We start from the raw sequence: 18646 nt of genomic DNA, 5'->3' as shown, positions 1-18646 counted from the left end.
TTCTCAAGATTTACTTTCTAAAGATTTAGGTATCTAATGCCGCAAAACTACAGGATCTTTTTTAGCACGCTCGCAAACCGCTGTCCTGCACTTTGAAAAACACCCGTTACTCGATTTTTTTGAATCGCTTCAGGTTCACTTTTTTCACTACGGCGGAACTGCTCGCTTTGGCTGTATAATAGTGTACCAAATGCCGTCTGATAAGCACGATCATTGACCTGAATATTTAGCTGCTTAAATGACTCGTCATTGTCGAAATGGTTATAAGCACTGATTGCAGGGTGAGTATTGGTTAATACCATGGGCATTTTGAGCAATTTTTTAGCAAAAGGTATCATGCCTTTGATGACGCTACCGCCGCCAGTAAGCACGATACCTTTATCAATGTATCCTATCAGATCAGCGTCATGCAATTGACGGGCAACTTCCGTAAATATCTGGATATAACGGGCTTCAATAATACGTGCTAGGTTATAGACGCCAATATTGATCTCATCATTTGTGCCTTGGGGCTTAAATATAAAAAATGAGCTGGGATCAACACTGTTGACATCGACAGTGCCATGCGTCTTTTTCAGCTTTTCAGCTTCGATCATTGAGATACCAAAGTCGGCTGAGATATCCATCGTCACTTCATGGCTACCCGTCGCAATACAATGGGTAAAAATCAGCTTATTTTCTTTATAAACGCAAATACTGGTGGTACTGGCACCAATGTCTACCAAACAGACCCCTTGCTGGCGCTCGTCGCTCATTAAACTGTACTCGGCACTAGTCACCGCATCAAACACGATATGATCAATGCCAACATCACAGCTTTGCAATAGTTTTTGGATGTTTTGGCGGCTGGAGACAGGCATCATCATCATGTGATACATCACAGTGATGTTATGCGCCATCATTTCAATCGCATCATCCACCATAAAGTCTTGCTCATCGACATAGATACCTTGCTGGCAACAGTGCATCAAATAGTAATCCGATGACAGGTCACGTGACTTGGCATTGGACAACGCCTGCACCATGTCTTTGGCACGTACAACGTCATCTTCTACTCGCACATCGCCTGCACTGTTTTTGCTCGATAATTCAGGTGTTGCTAAGGTCAACCACACACTGTGGACGCGACAATTAGCCGTATCTTCTGCTTCTTGGATGGCTTGTTTGATAGCACCTTGCAGACGTTCACGATGTTTGATTTGACCTTGGTAAAAATCGCTGTTTTTGACTTGCCCTACGCCCAAAATACGAATGTCTTTTGCAGAGACAACATTGCCAATGACGACATAAACTGCCGTGGCACTTAGATGGACAACAACCAGATTTTCAGTATTTTTCATGGTACCAGACAAATTATTGCTAAACAGGAAGTCCGAAGAGCTCCCCATTAGATCATTAAAAAAAGCGCTATCAATACGCTATGATGTTGTACATTTACTATTGTGTGCTATCAAAACGGCGCCATCTAAAGCAAACGCTCATCAGTTTTGCAAGCTACTATCCATCGCCATCATGATTCATCACTCTGTGGCTGAGTCATATCCCAAGCGATCGTAAAACCGTTCTTATAACGCAAATCGACAGATTGTATCTCGTCCCGACGCTCTTTCAATTGGTTGCCGAGCAACTGACTTAAACTCAAGAGCTTTTGCGCCGTGTTTTCATTATCGACAATGACCCGTAAGCCATTATCGAAACGAATCAGCCACGTCATTCTTGGCGACAAAATAATGTCTTCAACTTGTACACCAAGTGGCGCGTACCAATCATTGACTTGCTGCATTTGCTGCATAATAACGGGTGCTTGCGTGATCTCCCCTTGCAAGGTAGCAAAGCGTTCTTGCGTTAGATCTTCACTGTCAGCTGGAACAAAAACGTTACCTTTTGCATCAACCAAACGCTCCGTCCCAAAATTAGCAACTGCTTGCTTGGGTAGTGCAGTCACCACGATACCGCGTTGCCAGTCACGAGAGACGCTCACTTGATCAACCCAAGCCAGTCCAGTCGTAATATCTCTTAATGCTTGCAAATCAGAGGTAAAAAAACTGCTTACCTTCTGCTGATCCATAACCTGTTGTAATGAGCGATATTGAGTAACTGTCAAGCCTTGATTGCTGACATGAATGGCGGCTGGAGGCGCATCACGTAACGCTTTACCACCCATTATCAATATTAGCACTAACAACCCTAACACCAGTACCATAAAAAAATATTTGACCGAAGTCGGTACTTGCAGCTTAGAGTTTGGGCGACGGGTTTTATCACTCATCAAGTCAGTTACCTCGTTGACAGTTTGAGCCATAACGACCTTTGTCCCTGTATTTGCATAGAAATAATCATGCTATTTATTGATGTAAGTCTGCATATCTTGCAGAGGCCCATTAAATCTCGCGCGTTAAAACGTTTTAAAAACAAGGCGGTGCTGCTGGTTTGGCCTTTTTGCGGCTTGGTCATAACTGCAAACCGTCTCTAAACATTGATATTCATCGTACCTGTCGAATAGAAAACACAAATAGGAAACGCCAACAGAACACGACGGACGACCAACGTATCGCCTTAATATGACTATATATTAGCAAAATCGTTAGATAAAACGATTTATTTCGTGTCATTACTCTCATTTAAACGTAACATTTTTCTTAATTAACACAGCACACATAAGCTGTAGCGATAGAAACTATACATATCACGAGCATAGACCAATAATTACAATATTAACGTATTTTATGGTCAAACAATAGCCTAACCCTGCCTAGTGACAATGAATTTACACAAGTTTACACGACGCTGTGGTATAGCAGCCCTAGTGACACATTGCCTTGCTCTTACTCATTGTGATTTACTCACTATCAACACAGCTTGGCGGTGAGTATTTGACTATCTATTAATGTGCTGCTTATTAATGGGCTGCATGTAGAAAGCCACTATAATGTCTGCGCTAAAATGTGCCAGCACAACGCATCAAAGTCCATACCTCGAGCCTTAGCCGCCATCGGTACTAGGCTATGACTGGTCATACCGGGTACCGTGTTGATTTCGAGTAACCAAAAATTGCCTGCTTCATCTTGCATGGCGTCAATACGCCCCCATCCTTTTGCATCAACGGCTCGAAAGGCAGCAAGGCTTAACGCCTGCAAATGTTTTTCCTCAGCATCACTCAACCCGCACGGGATATAGTAGCTGGTATCGTTACGATTGTATTTGGCTTCAAAATCATAAAAATTTGTGATGTCAGCAGGCTCAAGACGGATGATGGGGTACGCCTCATCATCGATAATCACAATCGTAAACTCACGGCCAGTTATCCAGCGCTCCGCCATCACTTCATCACCGCACTGCACTGCAGTGGCATAGGCAGCAGGAAGCTCGTCGAGATTGTTAACCTTCGTCATGCCAATACTAGACCCTTCATGAACCGGCTTAATGATCAGCGGCAGCCCTAGCATATTGACCACTTGCTGCCAGTCAGTATCCGCCGTTAGCAACGAAAATGGGGCCGTTGCTAAGCCGCAGCCTTGCCATAGCTGCTTGGTGCGTACCTTGTCCATGCCGAGTGCTGATGCCAAGATACCTGAACCGGTCTGCGGAATCTCAAACCATTGCAGGACACCCTGTAACAAACCGTCTTCGCCGCCACGACCATGTAAGACATTAAACACGCGATCATACGCCCGTAGCTCAGTAATATCTTGGTGCTTAGGATCGAAATGCGTTGCATCGACGCCTTGGTTTTGTAGTGCTTGCAATACTGCCGCCCCACTGTCTAAAGACACACTACGCTCATTACTACTACCGCCATAGACGACAGCTACTTTACCAAAGCAGCTAGCATCCTTTACGTGACTGCTCGTGTTATCTAACTTTGTATTTTCTTGCGCGTTATTCGTCGTCATGAGGATCGTTCCTAAAAGTTTTTTAACTTACTGGATATAAAGGTTGTTAGCAGCCAAATCGACAGCGATTTGCCCCACATTCCCCGCACCTTGGGTGATAAGCATGTCATTGGCTTTTAATAATCGCTGCATAACAGGTGCCAGATTGTTTTTATCAATAATCGTTGGTTCAACTTCACCGCGCAAACGAATACTACGGGCTAGTGATTTGGTATCCGCGCCTGTAATCGGACTTTCTCCTGCTGAATATACCTCTAATAGTAATAGCTCATCAACGCTAGAAAGCACCTCAACAAAATCATCATAGCAATCACGCGTACGGCTGTAACGATGGGGCTGAAACAGCATGACTAAACGACGATCAGGGAAGCTCTGGCGCGCCGCCTTGATGGTGGCAGCGACTTCTTTTGGATGATGACCATAATCATCAATTAACAAAACGTTGCCATCATCAATATCTACAGACGCATGCTGCTCAAAGCGGCGGCCAACCCCTTCAAATTTTTGCAGAGCGCGTTTAATCGCCTCATCATCTACCCCTTCATCGGTCGCCATGGTGATAGCAGCAAGGGCATTATAGACATTGTGAGTCCCTGGTATGTTTAGCGTCAAACGTAAGGGATCACGGTCACGGCGCAATACCGTAAAGTGCGTCTTAGTACCTTCCGTGACCAAATCGACGGCTTGGACATCATTGAACGGCTCAAGTCCAAAAGTGAGGACTGGGCGGCCAATATCATCAATCATCGCATATAATTCTGGATCATCACCGCACACGACTGCCAAGCCATAAAACGGCATATTGTGTAAAAACTGAATGTAAGCCGCTTTTAATTTCTCAAAGCTGTTGCCATAAGTTTCCATATGGTCTTGATCGATGTTGGTCACAATCGCTGCCATCGGACGCAGCGATAAAAAAGATGCGTCAGATTCATCCGCTTCTGCCACCAAAAAACGACTACTACCCAGCGCGGCATTTTTGCCAGAGGCGTTCAACTTACCGCCAATCACATACGTCGGATCAAGCTGCCCTTCTGCCATCATCGTGGTCAGCAAACTGGTCGTTGTGGTCTTACCATGCGCACCAGCAATTGCAATACCATGACGATAGCGCATCAACTCACCCAGCATATCCGCGCGGCGTACCACTGGCAGGCGTGCCTCAAGTGCGGCTTTTACTTCTGGGTTGCTACGATCAATCGCTGACGATACAACAATGACATCCGCATGGGCGATGTTTTTAGAGTCGTGACCAATCGATATTTTAATGCCAATCTGCTGTAGACGCTGAGTAACCAAGCTGTCAGCGATGTCAGAACCACTTACTTGATAGCCTTGGTTGTTCATGACTTCCGCGATACCGCACATCCCCGATCCACCAATACCGATAAAATGCAGATGCTGAATACGGCGCATCTCTGGTATTTCAATTAAACGCTTGGGTAGAGCTTTCGCAGAGGTAGACATAGAATTTCTCGTTATTAAAGACGAATAAGTTAAAGACGAATAAGTTAAAGGCGAATAAGTTAAAGGCGAATAAGTTAAAGGCGAATAAAATTTAGTGCATCAAAATAATGTGTTATATGAGCTATAGGAATCACCAGCTCTAAAATATAAGCTAAAGAGTTTGCCAAATAATATCAGCAACTTGCATACTGGCACGCCGATTGGCAAGGGCATGACCTTTTTTTGCCATCTCTAAGCAAGTACGGCGATCAAGGGCAGCAAGCTCCTGACTTAAGCGCTGAGCTGTCAACTCTGCCTGCGGTAATAAAATCGCCGCCTCGTGCGACGTTAAAGTGCGGGCGTTGGCGGTTTGATGGTCATCAACCGCATGCGGCAGTGGTACAAAAATAGCGGCAATACCCACATTTTGAATTTCGGTGACCGTCAACGCACCAGCGCGGCAAACAATAACATCCGCCCAATTATAAGCCGCAGCCATATCATCAATAAATGGCTGTACAGTGAACTGATGAGCACTTAAATCTTCAGCAGCATAAGCCGCTTGCGTCGCTGTCTCGTTATTGCGTCCACACTGATGGCGTACTTCAAAAGGTCGCTCTAACAGCGCCAGCGCTTTTGGGACAGTATCATTTAATACTCGCGCACCAAGTGATCCACCCACGACTAGCAGCTTAAGTGGTGAGTCATCATTCACATCATAGCGTGCCACAGGCTCGACCACACCAGTAATGGCATTACGCACGGGGTTTCCTACTGTTTCCAGCTTTGCGCCTTGCTCACTGCTGGCAAAGGTATGCTCAAAAGCTTGCAACACCTTGGTTGCAATTTTGGATAGATAGCGATTACTCATCCCAGCAATGGCATTTTGCTCATGAATAACAAGCGGGGTTTTTGTCAAACGTGCCGCAATGCCGCCAGGTGCCGTCACATAACCACCAAAGCCAACGACCACATCGATCTGATTGCTGCGAATAATTTTGATGGTCGCCATCGCAGCTGACAACAAAGTCACCGGCAATTTTAGCAAACGCCCTACGCCCTTACCACGCAGCCCTTGCATATCAATAGCATGAAACTCATAGCCAGTCGGTTTAACCAGCCCGTTTTCCATGCCACTTGGCGTCCCTAACCAGTGGATAACCGCACCGCGCTGAGTCAGTTCTTCAGCAACTGCTAGGGCTGGAAACACATGCCCGCCTGTACCAGCAGCCATCATTAGTATATGCGGTGTTTTCATGAACGTCTGCCTATCTTTTCTTTATGTATATGAAGGACTTATTATCCTATAACCCGCTCAGTTATCGTCGGATAAGGACCCTGTAAAAGCCCGCATAGTATAGTGTAAATCGAGGGGCGATATATAGCACTTTATGCATCGTCAATAACAAAAATCCAAGCCGTGAGCAATCGCGGCTTGGCTTTAGTGAATACTGCAAAACAACCATCCCCACGTCATTTTCTAACAACGTTTTAAGAGGCGCGTTTTAACGATGTATCTTAGCACAACTGTTTTTTGCGCATTGTGTTCATCCCTTAGGGATAAATTACTCTAGTATTGCAGCTTGGCTCAAATCGCCAATTTATTCTCAATGGCCATGATAAAATCTGTCGCAATGTTTGTACCGCATTGATCGTCAATTTCACGTACACAAGTCGGACTGGTGACATTAATCTCAGTAATCCGGCCGCCGATTAGATCCAGACCAACAAACATCAGACCTTTCTCTTTTACAATGGGTGCGACCACTTCTGCCACTTGACGTTCGATGTCGGTCAATGGCATGGCCACGCCGCTACCACCAGCGGCAAGATTGCCACGCGTCTCGCCTTTGCTGGGAATACGCGCCAAGCTATAATCAATCACGACGCCATCGACAATTAACACGCGCTTATCGCCTTCTTTGATCTCAGGCAAATAACGCTGTGCCATAATTGGTAGCGTCTCAAGCTCCGTCAAAATCTCAAGTGTCACGCCGATATTGGGGCTATCAGCCGTTAAACGGAAGATACCTGTACCGCCCATACCATCTAGTGGCTTGACAATAACGTCCTGCTGCTCCTCGATAAACTGGCGAATGTGCGCCTGTTTACTGGTGACAATCGTCGGGCTCATATAATCGCTAAACCAAGTAGCAAATAGCTTCTCGTTGCAATCTCGTATCGCTTGTGGATCATTAACCACAAGCACACCTGCCGCTTTGGCGTGGTCAAGCAGGTAGGTTGCATAAATAAAACGCATGTCAAAGGGCGGATCTTTACGCATTAAAATCACGTCATAGTCGCTGACCGGACCTGTTGATACGTCGCCTAACGTATAAAAATATTGAGGATCACGCCTTACCGTAACAGGTTGCGTATCAACCATCAATTGGCCACGATCCAACCATAAATCATGAACCTGACAATAACCTAGCTGGTGTCCGCGATCTTGAGCGGCCCACATCATTGCAAGGCTAGTATCTTTTTTATAATTAACCCGCTCAATTGGGTCCATAATAATGAGGATGTTTAAGGATTTTTTTTGATTTTCTGCGCTCATGGTAAGGCTCACTTACGTTGTCCTATAAATAGATAAATACAAGCGACGCTATCGCAGCGTCTCGTTCTCTTAGCCAATAAAAGTATCGCCTATAAAACGTTCTATAACAAACTATACGCCATACTGCTCACGATAGTGCTGCATTTTTGCCAGCTGGGTAGCATCTTTATATTGACTGTTTTTATCTGCCAAATAGCTGATTAAATCATCGATATCGACTAAGGCGCGTACAGGAACTTGTAGTGTTGCAGCAAGCTCTTGAATAGCAGAATGCTCCGCCTGACCTTTTTCTTTACGGTCAAGGGCAACGATGATACCAGCAACGCTTGCCCCCGCTTGTTCTAAAATCTCGACCACTTCACGCATGGCCGTGCCTGCTGTAATAACATCATCAAGCACCCAAACCGCTTTGCCACTGACATCCGCCCCCACTAAATTACCGCCTTCACCATGGGTTTTGGCTTCTTTGCGATTGTAACCCCATTTGGCATTGATACCATGGTGAAGCCATAGTGCCTGCGCCGTTGCTGCCACAAATGGTATGCCCTTGTAAGCTGCGCCAAAGACAACCAGCTCTTGCTCATTACTGTCGCCATTTGTCGCCCTTATTTGCTCAGCTAGGGCATCCGCATAACCGCGCGCCAATAGCGATAACATCTCACCTGTGGCAAGCAGGCCTGCATTAAAAAAGTATGGGCTGATACGGCCAGACTTGAGTACAAACTCGCCAAACTTCAGCACTTGATTGTCCAAAGCCAGCTGAATAAAAGCATGAGAGGAAAAAGATGGGTTTTGAGCATGTTGAACGTTAGGCATTGTGGCTTTCCTATTAGCAAAAAGAAGGGCAAAAAATTTGCATTATTGTACGCATTACAGGTCAGCTTGACCAACCATTGATGTCATAATCTTGCATATTAGGATAACGAGTCAACAAACCACTGCGTGATGACACATTAAAATAACACTCTCCATCAGCCCGCACTTGTATGTCCCAGCCTAGATGATAAGCAGCCACAATAATATGCCCTGCAAAAACCCGTATCTGACGGTACGCATGGCGCTGTGATGGCTCAAGACCGATTTGACTGAGTAGATAGCTGCGTACGTGCTGACAGAGCTGCGCTGCGCTATAGCGCTCATTGATACTTTTGCGCGTACTACACTGCTTTAGTGCATGGACGGCGACGCTACACGCCATAATATCGGTAGCCAAGCTGCCCTCACCTGTCTCAAACTGCTGCGGCTGCAATATTACTTGCCAGTCATCTGCATACAGACTACTGAGTAGCTCGTCAGGATTATAACGTTTGGTCAATGCGCGCAGAGAAGTCGCCATGTTTTTAGTATTGATACCCGCACTGTTGATGGTTTTTGCTGGAGTATCGGTCTCGGTGAAGCCATAACGATGCAGTGTTGGATAAGCGCGAATCGCTGGTTGGATGTCTGACATGTCCAACAAGTTCATGTGGTTTAATGCCGATAATAGCGACTGCTCGCTATTATTGTGATAAAAGCTGGCTGGCAGTTCGACAAGCTTTGCTGCCCTTAACAGTGACAAATGCTCAGCCAAAGCTTCTGACGCAATCAATCCCCATTTAGACAAGCTGTCATCACAAGGCTGATAAAACCGCACTGAATGGCCATAAAGCCTACGCAATTGGCCATTTAGCCGCCGCGTCGGCTCTGGAATATCAGACAAAGACCTCGCTGGGTCTACAGGAGACTGATTGGGGTCAAAATTAGGATGTACAATTGCAGGCTGCTTATTATCAGACAAAATAGACGACTGCTTAGCACTGCCTTCTATAGGCTTACTCTCTACTGAGGTAAAGTCAGCACTGGGTAAGCGGTTATCAGAAGTAGAAGGCTGGGTCATGAAATCTCCATAGGCTATCAAATATAAAACCGATTAAATCGAACTGTCATCTGACTGCTGGTGCCGCAAAATATCAGCGTAACCGTCTTGCCAATCAGGATAATCCAGCCAAGCTAATGGAATGTTGCTGTGTAAACGCTTTCCTGTCACTGCTGTTTTTTTATGATCAATCTCAGGAGGCAGCTCGCCCACTTGCTTACTGAGCCAAGCCGTCAGCTCAAAAGTCGTGACTGGCATATAGTCAGTCGCCAGATAAATAGGTTTTGGTGCATCGCAAATCAATACATTGGTAATGATGTTGACCAAATCACAATCCATAATACGATTGCTCCAATGCGCGGCTGCCACTGGCTCTTTTTTTGGTTCTTTGACTTTACGCAAACGCATGAGGCGATCCGGTCCATAAATCCCACTCGGACGAATGACAATCGCTTTATCACCGAACCCTTGTTGCAAGGCTTGCTCTGCTTGTAGTATGACTTTTGAGGCCTCGCGTTCTGGTGTCATCGGCGCGGTATATTCATCAATCCATTCCCCATTATTTTGACCATAAACCCCCGTTGAGGAAATAAAAATAACACGCTCAAGCTGGGTCAGTTTATCGGAAAACTGTGTTAAGTGCTGATTGATGGCCAAATAGCTATTGTGATACCCACTGGTAGAATACTCATCAGGGGTCACAATGATCGCAATGTGCGTAAAATCTTGCAATTGCTCAGCCTTGAGTGTCACCGCATCGGCCTGCATAAAAGCGGCTTTGTCACTCACAGCGTACTGATGACGCTCACCCCGTGCCAGTCCCGTGACGTTTAAGCCATTCTGCGCAAGCTTATTGGTCACCGGTAAGCCGATGTCACCTTGTCCAATAATCAGGAATTTTTGAGTGCTCATAGTCCATCCTACCCTTTGCCAAACTTGTAAAAGCCAAACATCTAAAAATATCGTCTATAGGACAGCTGTATATCATCATTAGCGGCGAGGCGCTCTTGCCAATCGTAGGTAGTATTAATACGCAAGGCTTGTTTTTTATCAAAATCGTATTGTAGTCCTAAAGTCGATATCGGCTGCCAATAATGACCACGGACATCGGGTGCATCACTGCTGCCATGATACCAATATGGCAGTTGCAATTCAGCCTGCACGCGTAACTGATTGTTAATCTGATAACGACAACCTAGGTTTACCCCTGCTCCTACACGATAGCCTTTATTGAGACCACGTCCAGCTTGCGTCGTCCCTGATAACAAGGTATAGCATAGTTGTGGCGGCATCTCACCCGTGTTTTTTCTAGGCGTACCAAAAGCCCACGACCAACCCGTCTCATAACCCAAACTGCCCACTAAATGATCGGTGCCATCTTGCTGCGAGCCGTCATCAACGCGCGTGGCCTCGATAGTCGCCCCCCACGTTTTACCTTTTTTGGCAGAATTGACAGGATTAAAAGACCGACCACTTACCAACGTGAGGTTTTGCAAGACCACGCTTTTTGGTTGAGCGTGACGATGGCTTGCTTCGTCGTCTTTGTCATACAGACGCACAGTGACAGCGGCGCCTTCTAAATCGAAAAACTGGGGAAACCCTGCGGGACGGTCGAGAAAATCATGGTAGCCTGCCCGCACCCCAACATCGATATAATTATTATCGCCACGTTGGCCGATACCGACATGACCAAGTTGCAGCGGATGCCTGTCGATTGGATTGTTGTCCGATACCGCAATACGGCGCTGCAGTAAGGTTTGCCTGTCGCTTGACATACTTGAAATAGGATTAAGCCGTGCCGATTTGATTTCATGAAAAGTCTGCTTTGCACTATTGTGATAGCCTAACTGCTCACGCTGTTGTTTAACTGCATTAAGCTGGGCTTGGCGTAACGTGCTATCAGCAGGCGTATAGTTGGTGCGGGCGAGCAGACCTTCGTTATCGAGTAACTGCACGACATCTGATGGAATGACGACATAAGGCAGTTGGCTCAACAGATGTTGCTGCGGGCGTACCACGTCAATTAAGCGTGAAATCTCAGAGGCACAGTTATCAGTGGCAAAATAATAAGGCATCTCTAGACCTTTGGTTTCCCAAACATGACGCATGATTTGTTGCCCCTCACTTGGGGACAAATCCAATTGATACGTCCACGCATCACGCTCGTCATCTTGTAGGTATTTGGCGAGTTTTTCTGGATAAGGGTCAATTTCGATGGCGTTATCATAGCTACCAATCATAGATTTGATGGCATACACTACAAAGCTATCAGCGGGATCACCGCCCACTGTGTAATTGAGGGCATAAGCATGATGAATTTGACTCGGATCAGCCGCGCTTGCTTTTGAGTCGATACGTAATAACGTATGAGCGAAAGCAGAGGTAGGATTGTCCAAATACTCTTGCGCAAACATAATAGACAGCTGCTCAGGGGCGAGCTTCTCAATCCATTCATCAAACTCAGGACAGTCAGCCATCAGATCGCTCTCAGAAATGTTCAACGTTTCGCTCAGCCAATGTACGCGCGCTGGAAAACGGCACAGTACCGAATTGCTGTTTTGAGAGCGACTGTTTAGAGAGCTACTATCACCTGTTTGAGCCGTATTGTGCGCCGTGATTGTCAGCTCGTCCGCGAGGGCAACAAGCATCGCATCAAGCTCTGCGCCTGAATCTTGCTGACCATTTTTACTTAAAAAAAAGTTGGCGTCATCAACGACACTGACACCTTTATTTTTACCCAAGAAGCCTTTTTGGTCATCAAAGAAATACAATAAACGCCGCCACGTTGTATGCTGTGCCAGATTTTCTGTTTTTACCTGTTCACGCCAGTTGGCCAATAACTCTTCAGCCTGACTTTTTTGTCTGGCTTGAGCATTTTGCCCCTCTGAAATCTCTGTTTGAACACGAGGGTATGCTGCGGTATTAGCAGTCTCATCTACCACGGCACTATTTGACATAGGTGCTAATTCCCCTGTTGTCACTAGCGATAGCGGCGTCGGCAAAAAGGCCTGCGTTTGGGCCGAGAGGAGTAGTCCTGCAATAGCAAATGGTAAACGTGCTCGCTGGCGAATTGTCGTTAAGGTACAATCGACAGGTAGAGAAATAGGCTTTATAGACATGGGGGCAAAACCTCGCACGTTATAGTTCACACGCCGATAGCGTTATTATTGGCTGATGAGTAGTGTCTGCTGATATCATCATTTAAACCATCTAAAAAATATCTACGACTGCGATTGGTTCAGCGTTTAGCTCGTGTTTACAACTGTTTTATAAGCAATCATTAGATAAAGGTTTAAGCTGCGTACTTGTTAATACCTTTTTAAAAGAGAAGATTATGTCCATATCATCACCAATGACCATTAATGCTGGTCGGTTATCAGCAGCGACATGGCTTGCGTCACCTAACTGCAATGGGCGACCAGCAGACTCAAGCGTTGATACCATCGTCATTCATAATATCAGCTTACCACCCAATGAGTTTGGCGTGTGCGGTACTGACGGCGTCCACTATGTTAAGGCCTTGTTTACCAATCAGTTAGACTGGCACGCCCATCCTTATTTTGAGACCATTCAAGGCGCAGAAGTGTCGGCGCACTTGTTTATCGAGCGTGATGGGAGCATCACTCAGTTTGTAAACTTTGACGAACGGGCGTGGCATGCCGGTAGATCCAGCTATCTTGGCCGACCTGAATGTAACGATTATAGCATTGGCATTGAGCTTGAAGGGTCAGATTTTGTGTCCTTTAGCACCGCACAGTATGACACGCTTGCTCAAGTTATCACTGCCATATACGATGCTTATCCAAAAACACGCCGACATTTAACGGGGCACAGTGATATTGCGCCGGGTCGTAAAACGGATCCTGGAGACTATTTTGAGTGGGTCAAGTTGCGGGAGCTGATCGCTAAGAACCTTGAGAAGTAATGCCTACTAATAGTACTGACCATTTCTCCATTCAATTTATTTATCTCTGTTATGAAAGTGCTATAATTCGTCAGTTTTTCGACCCCCGTAAATCAGTACACAACCATTAGTAAACAATTTGGCACAATAGGTTCTCATGGCAAAAAGTCGGTTATTTCGTTCAACCATGGTGGTCAGTAGCATGACCATGCTGTCTCGTATCTTAGGTCTGGTACGCGATGTCGTATTGTTAGGTGTCTTTGGCGCTGGTGGTCTGATGGATGCCTTTTTGGTCGCCTTTAAGATACCCAATTTTTTGCGGCGGCTGTTTGCCGAAGGCGCATTTAGCCAAGCTTTTGTACCGGTATTATCTGAGTATAAAGAAAAATACAGCTTACAGCAGGTACAGATTTTAGTCAGTCGCACCTCAGGGGCGCTGTTACTGGTTCTCTCCATGCTCACCGTGGTGGTCATCTTGATCGCGCCTTGGGTCGTGACTTTGTTTGCACCAGGATTTGCCGACCAACCCGATAAGTTCGCCATCACCGCTGAGTTGCTGCGCTTAACCTTCCCTTATTTACTGTTTATTTCCATGACGGCTTTTGCTAGTGGCATCCTGCAAAGTTATGGCCGTTTTGCCGCTCCCGCCTTTGCTCCGGTTCTATTAAATTTATGTATGATTGGCGGCGCGCTGATCTTTGCTCCGATGTTCGATACCCCCATCATGGCCCTTGGCTATGCCGTCGCGTTCGCTGGACTGCTGCAATTTTTGATACAACTGCCTCAGCTATGGCAACAAAAACTGCTGGTCGCTCCAAAAGTGGATTTTCAACATGAAGGCGTTCGCCGTATTTTAAAGCTCATGCTACCTGCTATTTTTGGTGTCTCTGTCACCCAGATTAACTTGCTGCTCAATACTGTTTTTGCCTCATTGATGATTGGCGGCTCGGTATCTTGGCTGTATGCGGCAGAGCGTATGAGTGAGCTACCGTTAGGACTGATTGGTGTCGCAATCGGTACGGTTATTTTGCCAAGCTTATCGAAAAGCGAAGCCCAAAAAGACGATGTCAGCTTCAAAAAGACCATCGATTGGGCCGCACGCTTGATTATTTTGGTGGGCGTTCCTGCCTCGGCCGCCCTTTTTATACTGGCAGACGTACTGATGCAAGCACTGTTTTTGCGGGGCGAGTTTACCTTGCGCGATGCGCAAATGAGCTCGCTGGCGCTGCGTAGTATGGCTGGTGGCATCTTAGGGTTTATGCTCATAAAAATATTTGCGCCGGCATTTTTTGCGCGTCAAGATACCAGAACCCCCGTAAAAATCGGTATTATTTCCGTTTTTGCCAACATGGTTTTTAGTGTCATTTTTATTGGCATATTTTATTTATTAGAGATACCCCTACATGGCGGTCTGGCATTGGCAACCACTGGGGCCGCATTTGTAAACGCAGGCTTGTTATATTATTTCTTGCACAAGCGTGATATCTTTCGCTTTGGTAGCCACTGGAAAAAGCTATTTGCCCAGTTCGCGGTCTCTACGGGTGCGATGGTGGGGGTGCTTTATCTCATATTGCCCTACTTCCCAACCGATGATGCCCAGTGGCGACGCATCGTGGCCCTACTTATCATGTGTGCGGTAGGGGCACTGGTTTATGGCGCGGTGTTGTTGGCAACAGGCTTCCGTCCCCGCCACTTAAAACACGGGTAAAAGGTCAAATAAGAGATTGGCTTACGAAACCAAAACAAGCTTAGTATGAGAATTGACAGTTAACGCGGCCAATAGTTGCCATAATTGACCCTTAATGAATAACTGAACATTGAGGTTCTATATGACAACCAAACCGCTCTCATTGCCACGCTTACCAATCATACTTGCTACTGGGGTCTTAAGCACAGGTCTACTTTTAAGTGGTTGTAGCAATAATGATACGGTAGAACCAGAAGTCGATACTGAAAATACGGCAGCCGTCACTGCAAACAATACCGACAATCAAGCGCCAGTAGTGAGTGCGGATAATACCGTTGAAAATGAGACAATAGCTGATCCTGTGACGGATGAAGCCATCATTGATAATGATGACTTAAGCCCCGTCGCTTCCTCAACCGAGCAAAAAAGCCTAGTCACCAATCCGACCCAGTCTGGTACTCCTGAAGACACCGTTAAGCAAGCCCTAGACAGCTTATACTACGGTGATGCAAAAAAAGCCGCAGAATACTACAAAGTCGATATGGCAAACTTCGAAGAAGAGCTTGCCAAAACCCAATCTGCTTTTAGGCAAACAGTTGATGGTGTCACCATCACGGATACCAAATATAACGACGATAAAACCCGTGCTACTATTGTAGGTGAACTAATGCTAAAAGGCCAAAGTGAGCCTGCACCGCTGACTTACGAGCTACAAAAGATCGCGGGACAATGGAAAATTTTAGGCTAAAGCGCCTCGCTATCCGTATCTGACTCCACGGCTTTGCCAAGCATCACCACATCAGCGATAAAACCTTGCATGTCACAAACTTTTGGCATGTACCCCCACTGCACAAACCCAAGCTTACGGAATAGACCTAAGCTTGGCTGGTTGTGAGCAAAGACCAGTGCGACGATATTGTGTATCCCGAGGCTTGGCGCTTGCGCGAGCATCCAGCGTGTCAATAAGCTACCTAACCCTTGCCCGTGATATTCTTTATGTAGATAAATACTGATCTCAGTACTGATATGATAAGCCGTACGCGCATATAAATCACTAAAGCTCCCCCACGCTACGATGGGCAATGTCGCTACTGGTGCCATAGTTTCAGCGGCTGTGACCCTGGCTCGAACTGTGTAAATAGGACGCGTTGGACTGTTTAAATGCTCAGTAAACCACTCGCCCCGTTCCTCGCAAGTGACTGGGACGAGATTGGCCGTTGCTTGTTTGCCCGCGATGCTTTGGTTATAAATAGCCAAGATTTCGGGTAAATCCTCTTTACTGGCACGCTGTACAATAAACTGATCGTTGAGCTTGTCTGTCGATAACACAGACGGTACAGCATTCAAAGCGACCTCGGACATAGAACCTCCAAAATTAATGTCATTCTTTATCATCATTTGTTGACCACCCGCACTGTATAACCCCAATCATTACATCCAAACAGGGATAGTTCATCACGTTATTTGAAGATCGCAAGACGGATGGTGTCATACTTGTACGATGAGCAGACTATGGGATGTTAGTATGGTCATTTTACTTTATAATGGCTGGTTTTAGACACATCGATTTTTAATATGGTTGTGTTTTTTCTTTTTTATCTGGTCTTATCATAGCTGAAAATTTATGAACACCTATTTTCTTGAGCAACTGATGGCGTCACCAAGCGCTTTGCCGACAAGCACTAGCCAAGTAGAGTTAGCGCCCTGTGTGCTTACTATTGGCAATTTCGATGGTGTCCATCTCGGTCATCAAGCGATGTTAGACCAAGTTCTTGACATTGCCCACGCGCAAAATCTTGGCTCAGCCGTCATGATATTTGAGCCACAACCCCGTGAGTTTTTTGCGCCCGCTACAGCCCCTGCCCGCCTAACCAACCTCGCAGAAAAGCAAGCGTTGTTAGCAGAACACGGGATAGAGACCTTAATTGTCGCCGGGTTTGATACTGATTTTCGCTCGCTATCAGCACAGGCATTTGCAGACATTTTAGCCAAGCGCTTAAATGTCAAAGCGTTAGTATTGGGCGATGACTTTCGCTTCGGCCATGACCGAACCGGCGACAGTCAGTTCCTGCGTGATTATGGCTTACACGTGACCAACCTCCATACCGTCACAGATGACAGTAATAAAGCCGCCCGTATTAGCTCTACGCGCATTCGTGATCTGTTATTGGCAGGGGACATTGACGCTGCTAACGCGCTACTTGGGCGCGATTATGCCATAACAGGCATGGTCGTTGGGGGGGATAAAATTGGGCGTACGCTGGACTTTCCTACGGCCAATATTGATTTAAAACGCCTAAAACCAGCGTTACACGGTATCTTTGCCGTTGATGTCGTAAGCCTTGATAAAGATGGGAAGGTAATCCCTAATGGCTTAGTAGCTCTTGCGGCAGATGGGAAAACAGGCTTAACAGGACTACGTCCAGACAGCTTATTTGGTACCGCTAATATTGGTACGAGACCCTCTGTGGATAAAGCACACAGTTGGCGCCTAGAAATACACTTTCCAGAGTTGCAAGCGGACTTATACGGCTTGACGTTACACGTACGTTTTTTACACTATTTACATGGTGAAAGACACTATGACGGCCTAGAAGCCCTCAAAGCTGGAATCCACCAAGATGTGTTAGATTTACTCGAATGGCGAGCCAAGCAGTCATTTATTTAGCAACTAACGCTCACTTATTAATAAAAAACCCACATCAGACACGGTTGTGGGTTTTTAACTAACTATTTACTAACTTTTAAACGTCATCATGGGGATGCATACGCACGTTGAGCTCATCAATGGTTTCGACCCATGCCGCATCTTTGTACCACTCTTCTTGCAAAAAAGCACGTTGGTTATCATTCCAAATAGGAGACTCGGTGAGCTTCTCTTCTTTTGCCATTTGATTCTTTTCAATAAAGCTATTAATTGCTTCGTCAGAACTCTCCAGTCCTAACTGTGCAAACAACTCATTCATACTATATTCAGGTTCACCCAACATACGCTTTCTCCTTAGATGGTGTAGGTTTCATTGTGCTTATTATTTAAACTAACACATTTATTGTAGCAGTGTTTATGCTAAAAGCTGTTAGCCAACGTTAATCTAACGTTATCAATTATGTTAACAGCTAAAAATAAATGGTGGGGAGTGAAAACAGAATGTCCTAGACACAAAAAAGCCCTCCTATTTGAACTGACCCCCATAAGTTGGACACAACTTATGGGGTATTTTTATGCGTTACGATCTGGACTTTAAGAGAGAAGTCATCGCATACTATCGGCAAGGACATACCGGAGTCGCAACAGCAAAGA

The 18646-nt window shown here is 45.9% G+C and carries 16 protein-coding genes; 4 read left to right on the top strand and 12 right to left on the bottom strand.

Features of this window, described 5'->3' with window-relative positions:
* Positions 1 to 47: 47 nt before the first annotated feature.
* The 10 genes from ftsA to DVY93_RS11765 all read right to left on the bottom strand — a co-directional run bounded on the left by ftsA (position 48) and on the right by DVY93_RS11765 (position 12873).
* Positions 48 to 1340, bottom strand: a complete 1293-nt coding sequence (gene ftsA / locus DVY93_RS11810) for a cell division protein FtsA (protein ID WP_230710949.1) — start codon at positions 1338 to 1340, stop codon at positions 48 to 50.
* 170 nt (positions 1341 to 1510) lie between these two features.
* Complete coding sequence (locus DVY93_RS11805) at positions 1511 to 2302, bottom strand: cell division protein FtsQ/DivIB (RefSeq protein ID WP_193005332.1); 792 nt, start codon at positions 2300 to 2302, stop codon at positions 1511 to 1513.
* A 622-nt stretch (positions 2303 to 2924) separates the two neighbouring features.
* Positions 2925 to 3893: a D-alanine--D-alanine ligase gene (locus tag DVY93_RS11800; RefSeq protein WP_230710948.1), complete on the bottom strand. Its 969-nt coding sequence runs from the start codon at positions 3891 to 3893 to the stop codon at positions 2925 to 2927.
* Positions 3894 to 3920: 27 nt separating this feature from the next.
* A complete protein-coding gene (gene murC, locus DVY93_RS11795; RefSeq protein WP_193005330.1) occupies positions 3921 to 5360 on the bottom strand; it encodes a UDP-N-acetylmuramate--L-alanine ligase in 1440 nt (479 codons plus the stop codon).
* A 151-nt stretch (positions 5361 to 5511) separates the two neighbouring features.
* On the bottom strand, positions 5512 to 6597 hold the full coding sequence (murG, locus tag DVY93_RS11790) for an undecaprenyldiphospho-muramoylpentapeptide beta-N-acetylglucosaminyltransferase (protein WP_230710946.1): 1086 nt from the start codon (positions 6595 to 6597) through the stop codon (positions 5512 to 5514).
* 330 nt (positions 6598 to 6927) lie between these two features.
* Positions 6928 to 7899 carry a glutathione synthase gene (gene gshB / locus DVY93_RS11785; RefSeq protein WP_198333888.1) on the bottom strand — a complete coding sequence of 324 codons (972 nt, stop codon included), beginning with the start codon at positions 7897 to 7899 and terminating at the stop codon, positions 6928 to 6930.
* A 111-nt stretch (positions 7900 to 8010) separates the two neighbouring features.
* A complete protein-coding gene (pyrE, locus tag DVY93_RS11780) occupies positions 8011 to 8715 on the bottom strand; it encodes an orotate phosphoribosyltransferase (protein WP_198333887.1) in 705 nt (234 codons plus the stop codon).
* A 61-nt stretch (positions 8716 to 8776) separates the two neighbouring features.
* Positions 8777 to 9775: a hypothetical protein gene (locus DVY93_RS11775; protein ID WP_230710944.1), complete on the bottom strand. Its 999-nt coding sequence runs from the start codon at positions 9773 to 9775 to the stop codon at positions 8777 to 8779.
* A 33-nt stretch (positions 9776 to 9808) separates the two neighbouring features.
* On the bottom strand, positions 9809 to 10666 hold the full coding sequence (locus DVY93_RS11770) for an SDR family oxidoreductase (protein ID WP_230710942.1): 858 nt from the start codon (positions 10664 to 10666) through the stop codon (positions 9809 to 9811).
* Between the two features lie 41 nt (positions 10667 to 10707).
* The gene (locus DVY93_RS11765) at positions 10708 to 12873 is read right to left on the bottom strand and encodes an Lnb N-terminal periplasmic domain-containing protein (protein WP_230710941.1); all 2166 of its coding nucleotides are present in this window, start codon (positions 12871 to 12873) and stop codon (positions 10708 to 10710) included.
* A 215-nt stretch (positions 12874 to 13088) separates the two neighbouring features.
* Here DVY93_RS11765 and ampD point away from each other — a divergent pair, with 215 nt between their 5' ends.
* From ampD to DVY93_RS11750, 3 genes are all read left to right on the top strand, one after another.
* Positions 13089 to 13679, top strand: coding sequence for a 1,6-anhydro-N-acetylmuramyl-L-alanine amidase AmpD (gene ampD / locus DVY93_RS11760; RefSeq protein ID WP_230710939.1), 591 nt, complete (start codon positions 13089 to 13091; stop codon positions 13677 to 13679).
* A 136-nt stretch (positions 13680 to 13815) separates the two neighbouring features.
* Positions 13816 to 15366 carry a murein biosynthesis integral membrane protein MurJ gene (gene murJ, locus DVY93_RS11755; RefSeq protein WP_198333882.1) on the top strand — a complete coding sequence of 517 codons (1551 nt, stop codon included), beginning with the start codon at positions 13816 to 13818 and terminating at the stop codon, positions 15364 to 15366.
* Positions 15367 to 15487: 121 nt separating this feature from the next.
* A complete protein-coding gene (locus tag DVY93_RS11750) occupies positions 15488 to 16093 on the top strand; it encodes a hypothetical protein (RefSeq protein WP_193005321.1) in 606 nt (201 codons plus the stop codon).
* On the opposite strand, the gene DVY93_RS11745 is transcribed toward DVY93_RS11750, so the two are convergent.
* Complete coding sequence (locus DVY93_RS11745; RefSeq protein ID WP_193005320.1) at positions 16090 to 16707, bottom strand: GNAT family N-acetyltransferase; 618 nt, start codon at positions 16705 to 16707, stop codon at positions 16090 to 16092. The genes DVY93_RS11750 and DVY93_RS11745 overlap by 4 nt on opposite strands.
* A gap of 262 nt (positions 16708 to 16969) precedes the next feature.
* Here DVY93_RS11745 and ribF point away from each other — a divergent pair, with 262 nt between their 5' ends.
* Positions 16970 to 18013 (top strand): riboflavin biosynthesis protein RibF, encoded by a 1044-nt coding sequence (gene ribF, locus DVY93_RS11740; protein WP_193005319.1) that lies wholly within the window; start codon positions 16970 to 16972, stop codon positions 18011 to 18013.
* 76 nt (positions 18014 to 18089) lie between these two features.
* Here the strand turns inward: ribF and DVY93_RS11735 are convergent, their stop codons facing one another.
* Positions 18090 to 18335 carry a DUF2789 domain-containing protein gene (locus DVY93_RS11735; protein ID WP_193005318.1) on the bottom strand — a complete coding sequence of 82 codons (246 nt, stop codon included), beginning with the start codon at positions 18333 to 18335 and terminating at the stop codon, positions 18090 to 18092.
* Positions 18336 to 18646: the final 311 nt, after the last annotated feature.

Source organism: Psychrobacter sp. CCUG 69069 (assembly GCF_021023115.1).
GTDB classification, from domain to species: Bacteria; Pseudomonadota; Gammaproteobacteria; order Pseudomonadales; family Moraxellaceae; genus Psychrobacter; species Psychrobacter namhaensis.
This window is presented reverse-complemented; position numbering and strand designations above follow the sequence as displayed.

What these genes read in the sequence shown, in the direction of transcription:
- pyrE (WP_198333887.1), bottom strand. Translation starts at nt 8,715, where the DNA reads ATGCCTAACGTTCAACATGCTCAAAACCCATCTTTTTCCTCTCATGCT.
- DVY93_RS11775 (WP_230710944.1), bottom strand. Translation starts at nt 9,775, where the DNA reads ATGACCCAGCCTTCTACTTCTGATAACCGCTTACCCAGTGCTGACTTT.
- gshB (WP_198333888.1), bottom strand. Translation starts at nt 7,899, where the DNA reads ATGAGCGCAGAAAATCAAAAAAAATCCTTAAACATCCTCATTATTATG.
- DVY93_RS11745 (WP_193005320.1), bottom strand. Translation starts at nt 16,707, where the DNA reads ATGTCCGAGGTCGCTTTGAATGCTGTACCGTCTGTGTTATCGACAGAC.
- ampD (WP_230710939.1), top strand. Translation starts at nt 13,089, where the DNA reads ATGTCCATATCATCACCAATGACCATTAATGCTGGTCGGTTATCAGCA.
- DVY93_RS11750 (WP_193005321.1), top strand. Translation starts at nt 15,488, where the DNA reads ATGACAACCAAACCGCTCTCATTGCCACGCTTACCAATCATACTTGCT.
- murG (WP_230710946.1), bottom strand. Translation starts at nt 6,597, where the DNA reads ATGAAAACACCGCATATACTAATGATGGCTGCTGGTACAGGCGGGCAT.
- ftsA (WP_230710949.1), bottom strand. Translation starts at nt 1,340, where the DNA reads ATGAAAAATACTGAAAATCTGGTTGTTGTCCATCTAAGTGCCACGGCA.
- DVY93_RS11735 (WP_193005318.1), bottom strand. Translation starts at nt 18,335, where the DNA reads ATGTTGGGTGAACCTGAATATAGTATGAATGAGTTGTTTGCACAGTTA.
- DVY93_RS11765 (WP_230710941.1), bottom strand. Translation starts at nt 12,873, where the DNA reads ATGTCTATAAAGCCTATTTCTCTACCTGTCGATTGTACCTTAACGACA.
- murC (WP_193005330.1), bottom strand. Translation starts at nt 5,360, where the DNA reads ATGTCTACCTCTGCGAAAGCTCTACCCAAGCGTTTAATTGAAATACCA.
- DVY93_RS11800 (WP_230710948.1), bottom strand. Translation starts at nt 3,893, where the DNA reads ATGACGACGAATAACGCGCAAGAAAATACAAAGTTAGATAACACGAGC.
- ribF (WP_193005319.1), top strand. Translation starts at nt 16,970, where the DNA reads ATGAACACCTATTTTCTTGAGCAACTGATGGCGTCACCAAGCGCTTTG.
- murJ (WP_198333882.1), top strand. Translation starts at nt 13,816, where the DNA reads ATGGCAAAAAGTCGGTTATTTCGTTCAACCATGGTGGTCAGTAGCATG.
- DVY93_RS11770 (WP_230710942.1), bottom strand. Translation starts at nt 10,666, where the DNA reads ATGAGCACTCAAAAATTCCTGATTATTGGACAAGGTGACATCGGCTTA.
- DVY93_RS11805 (WP_193005332.1), bottom strand. Translation starts at nt 2,302, where the DNA reads ATGGCTCAAACTGTCAACGAGGTAACTGACTTGATGAGTGATAAAACC.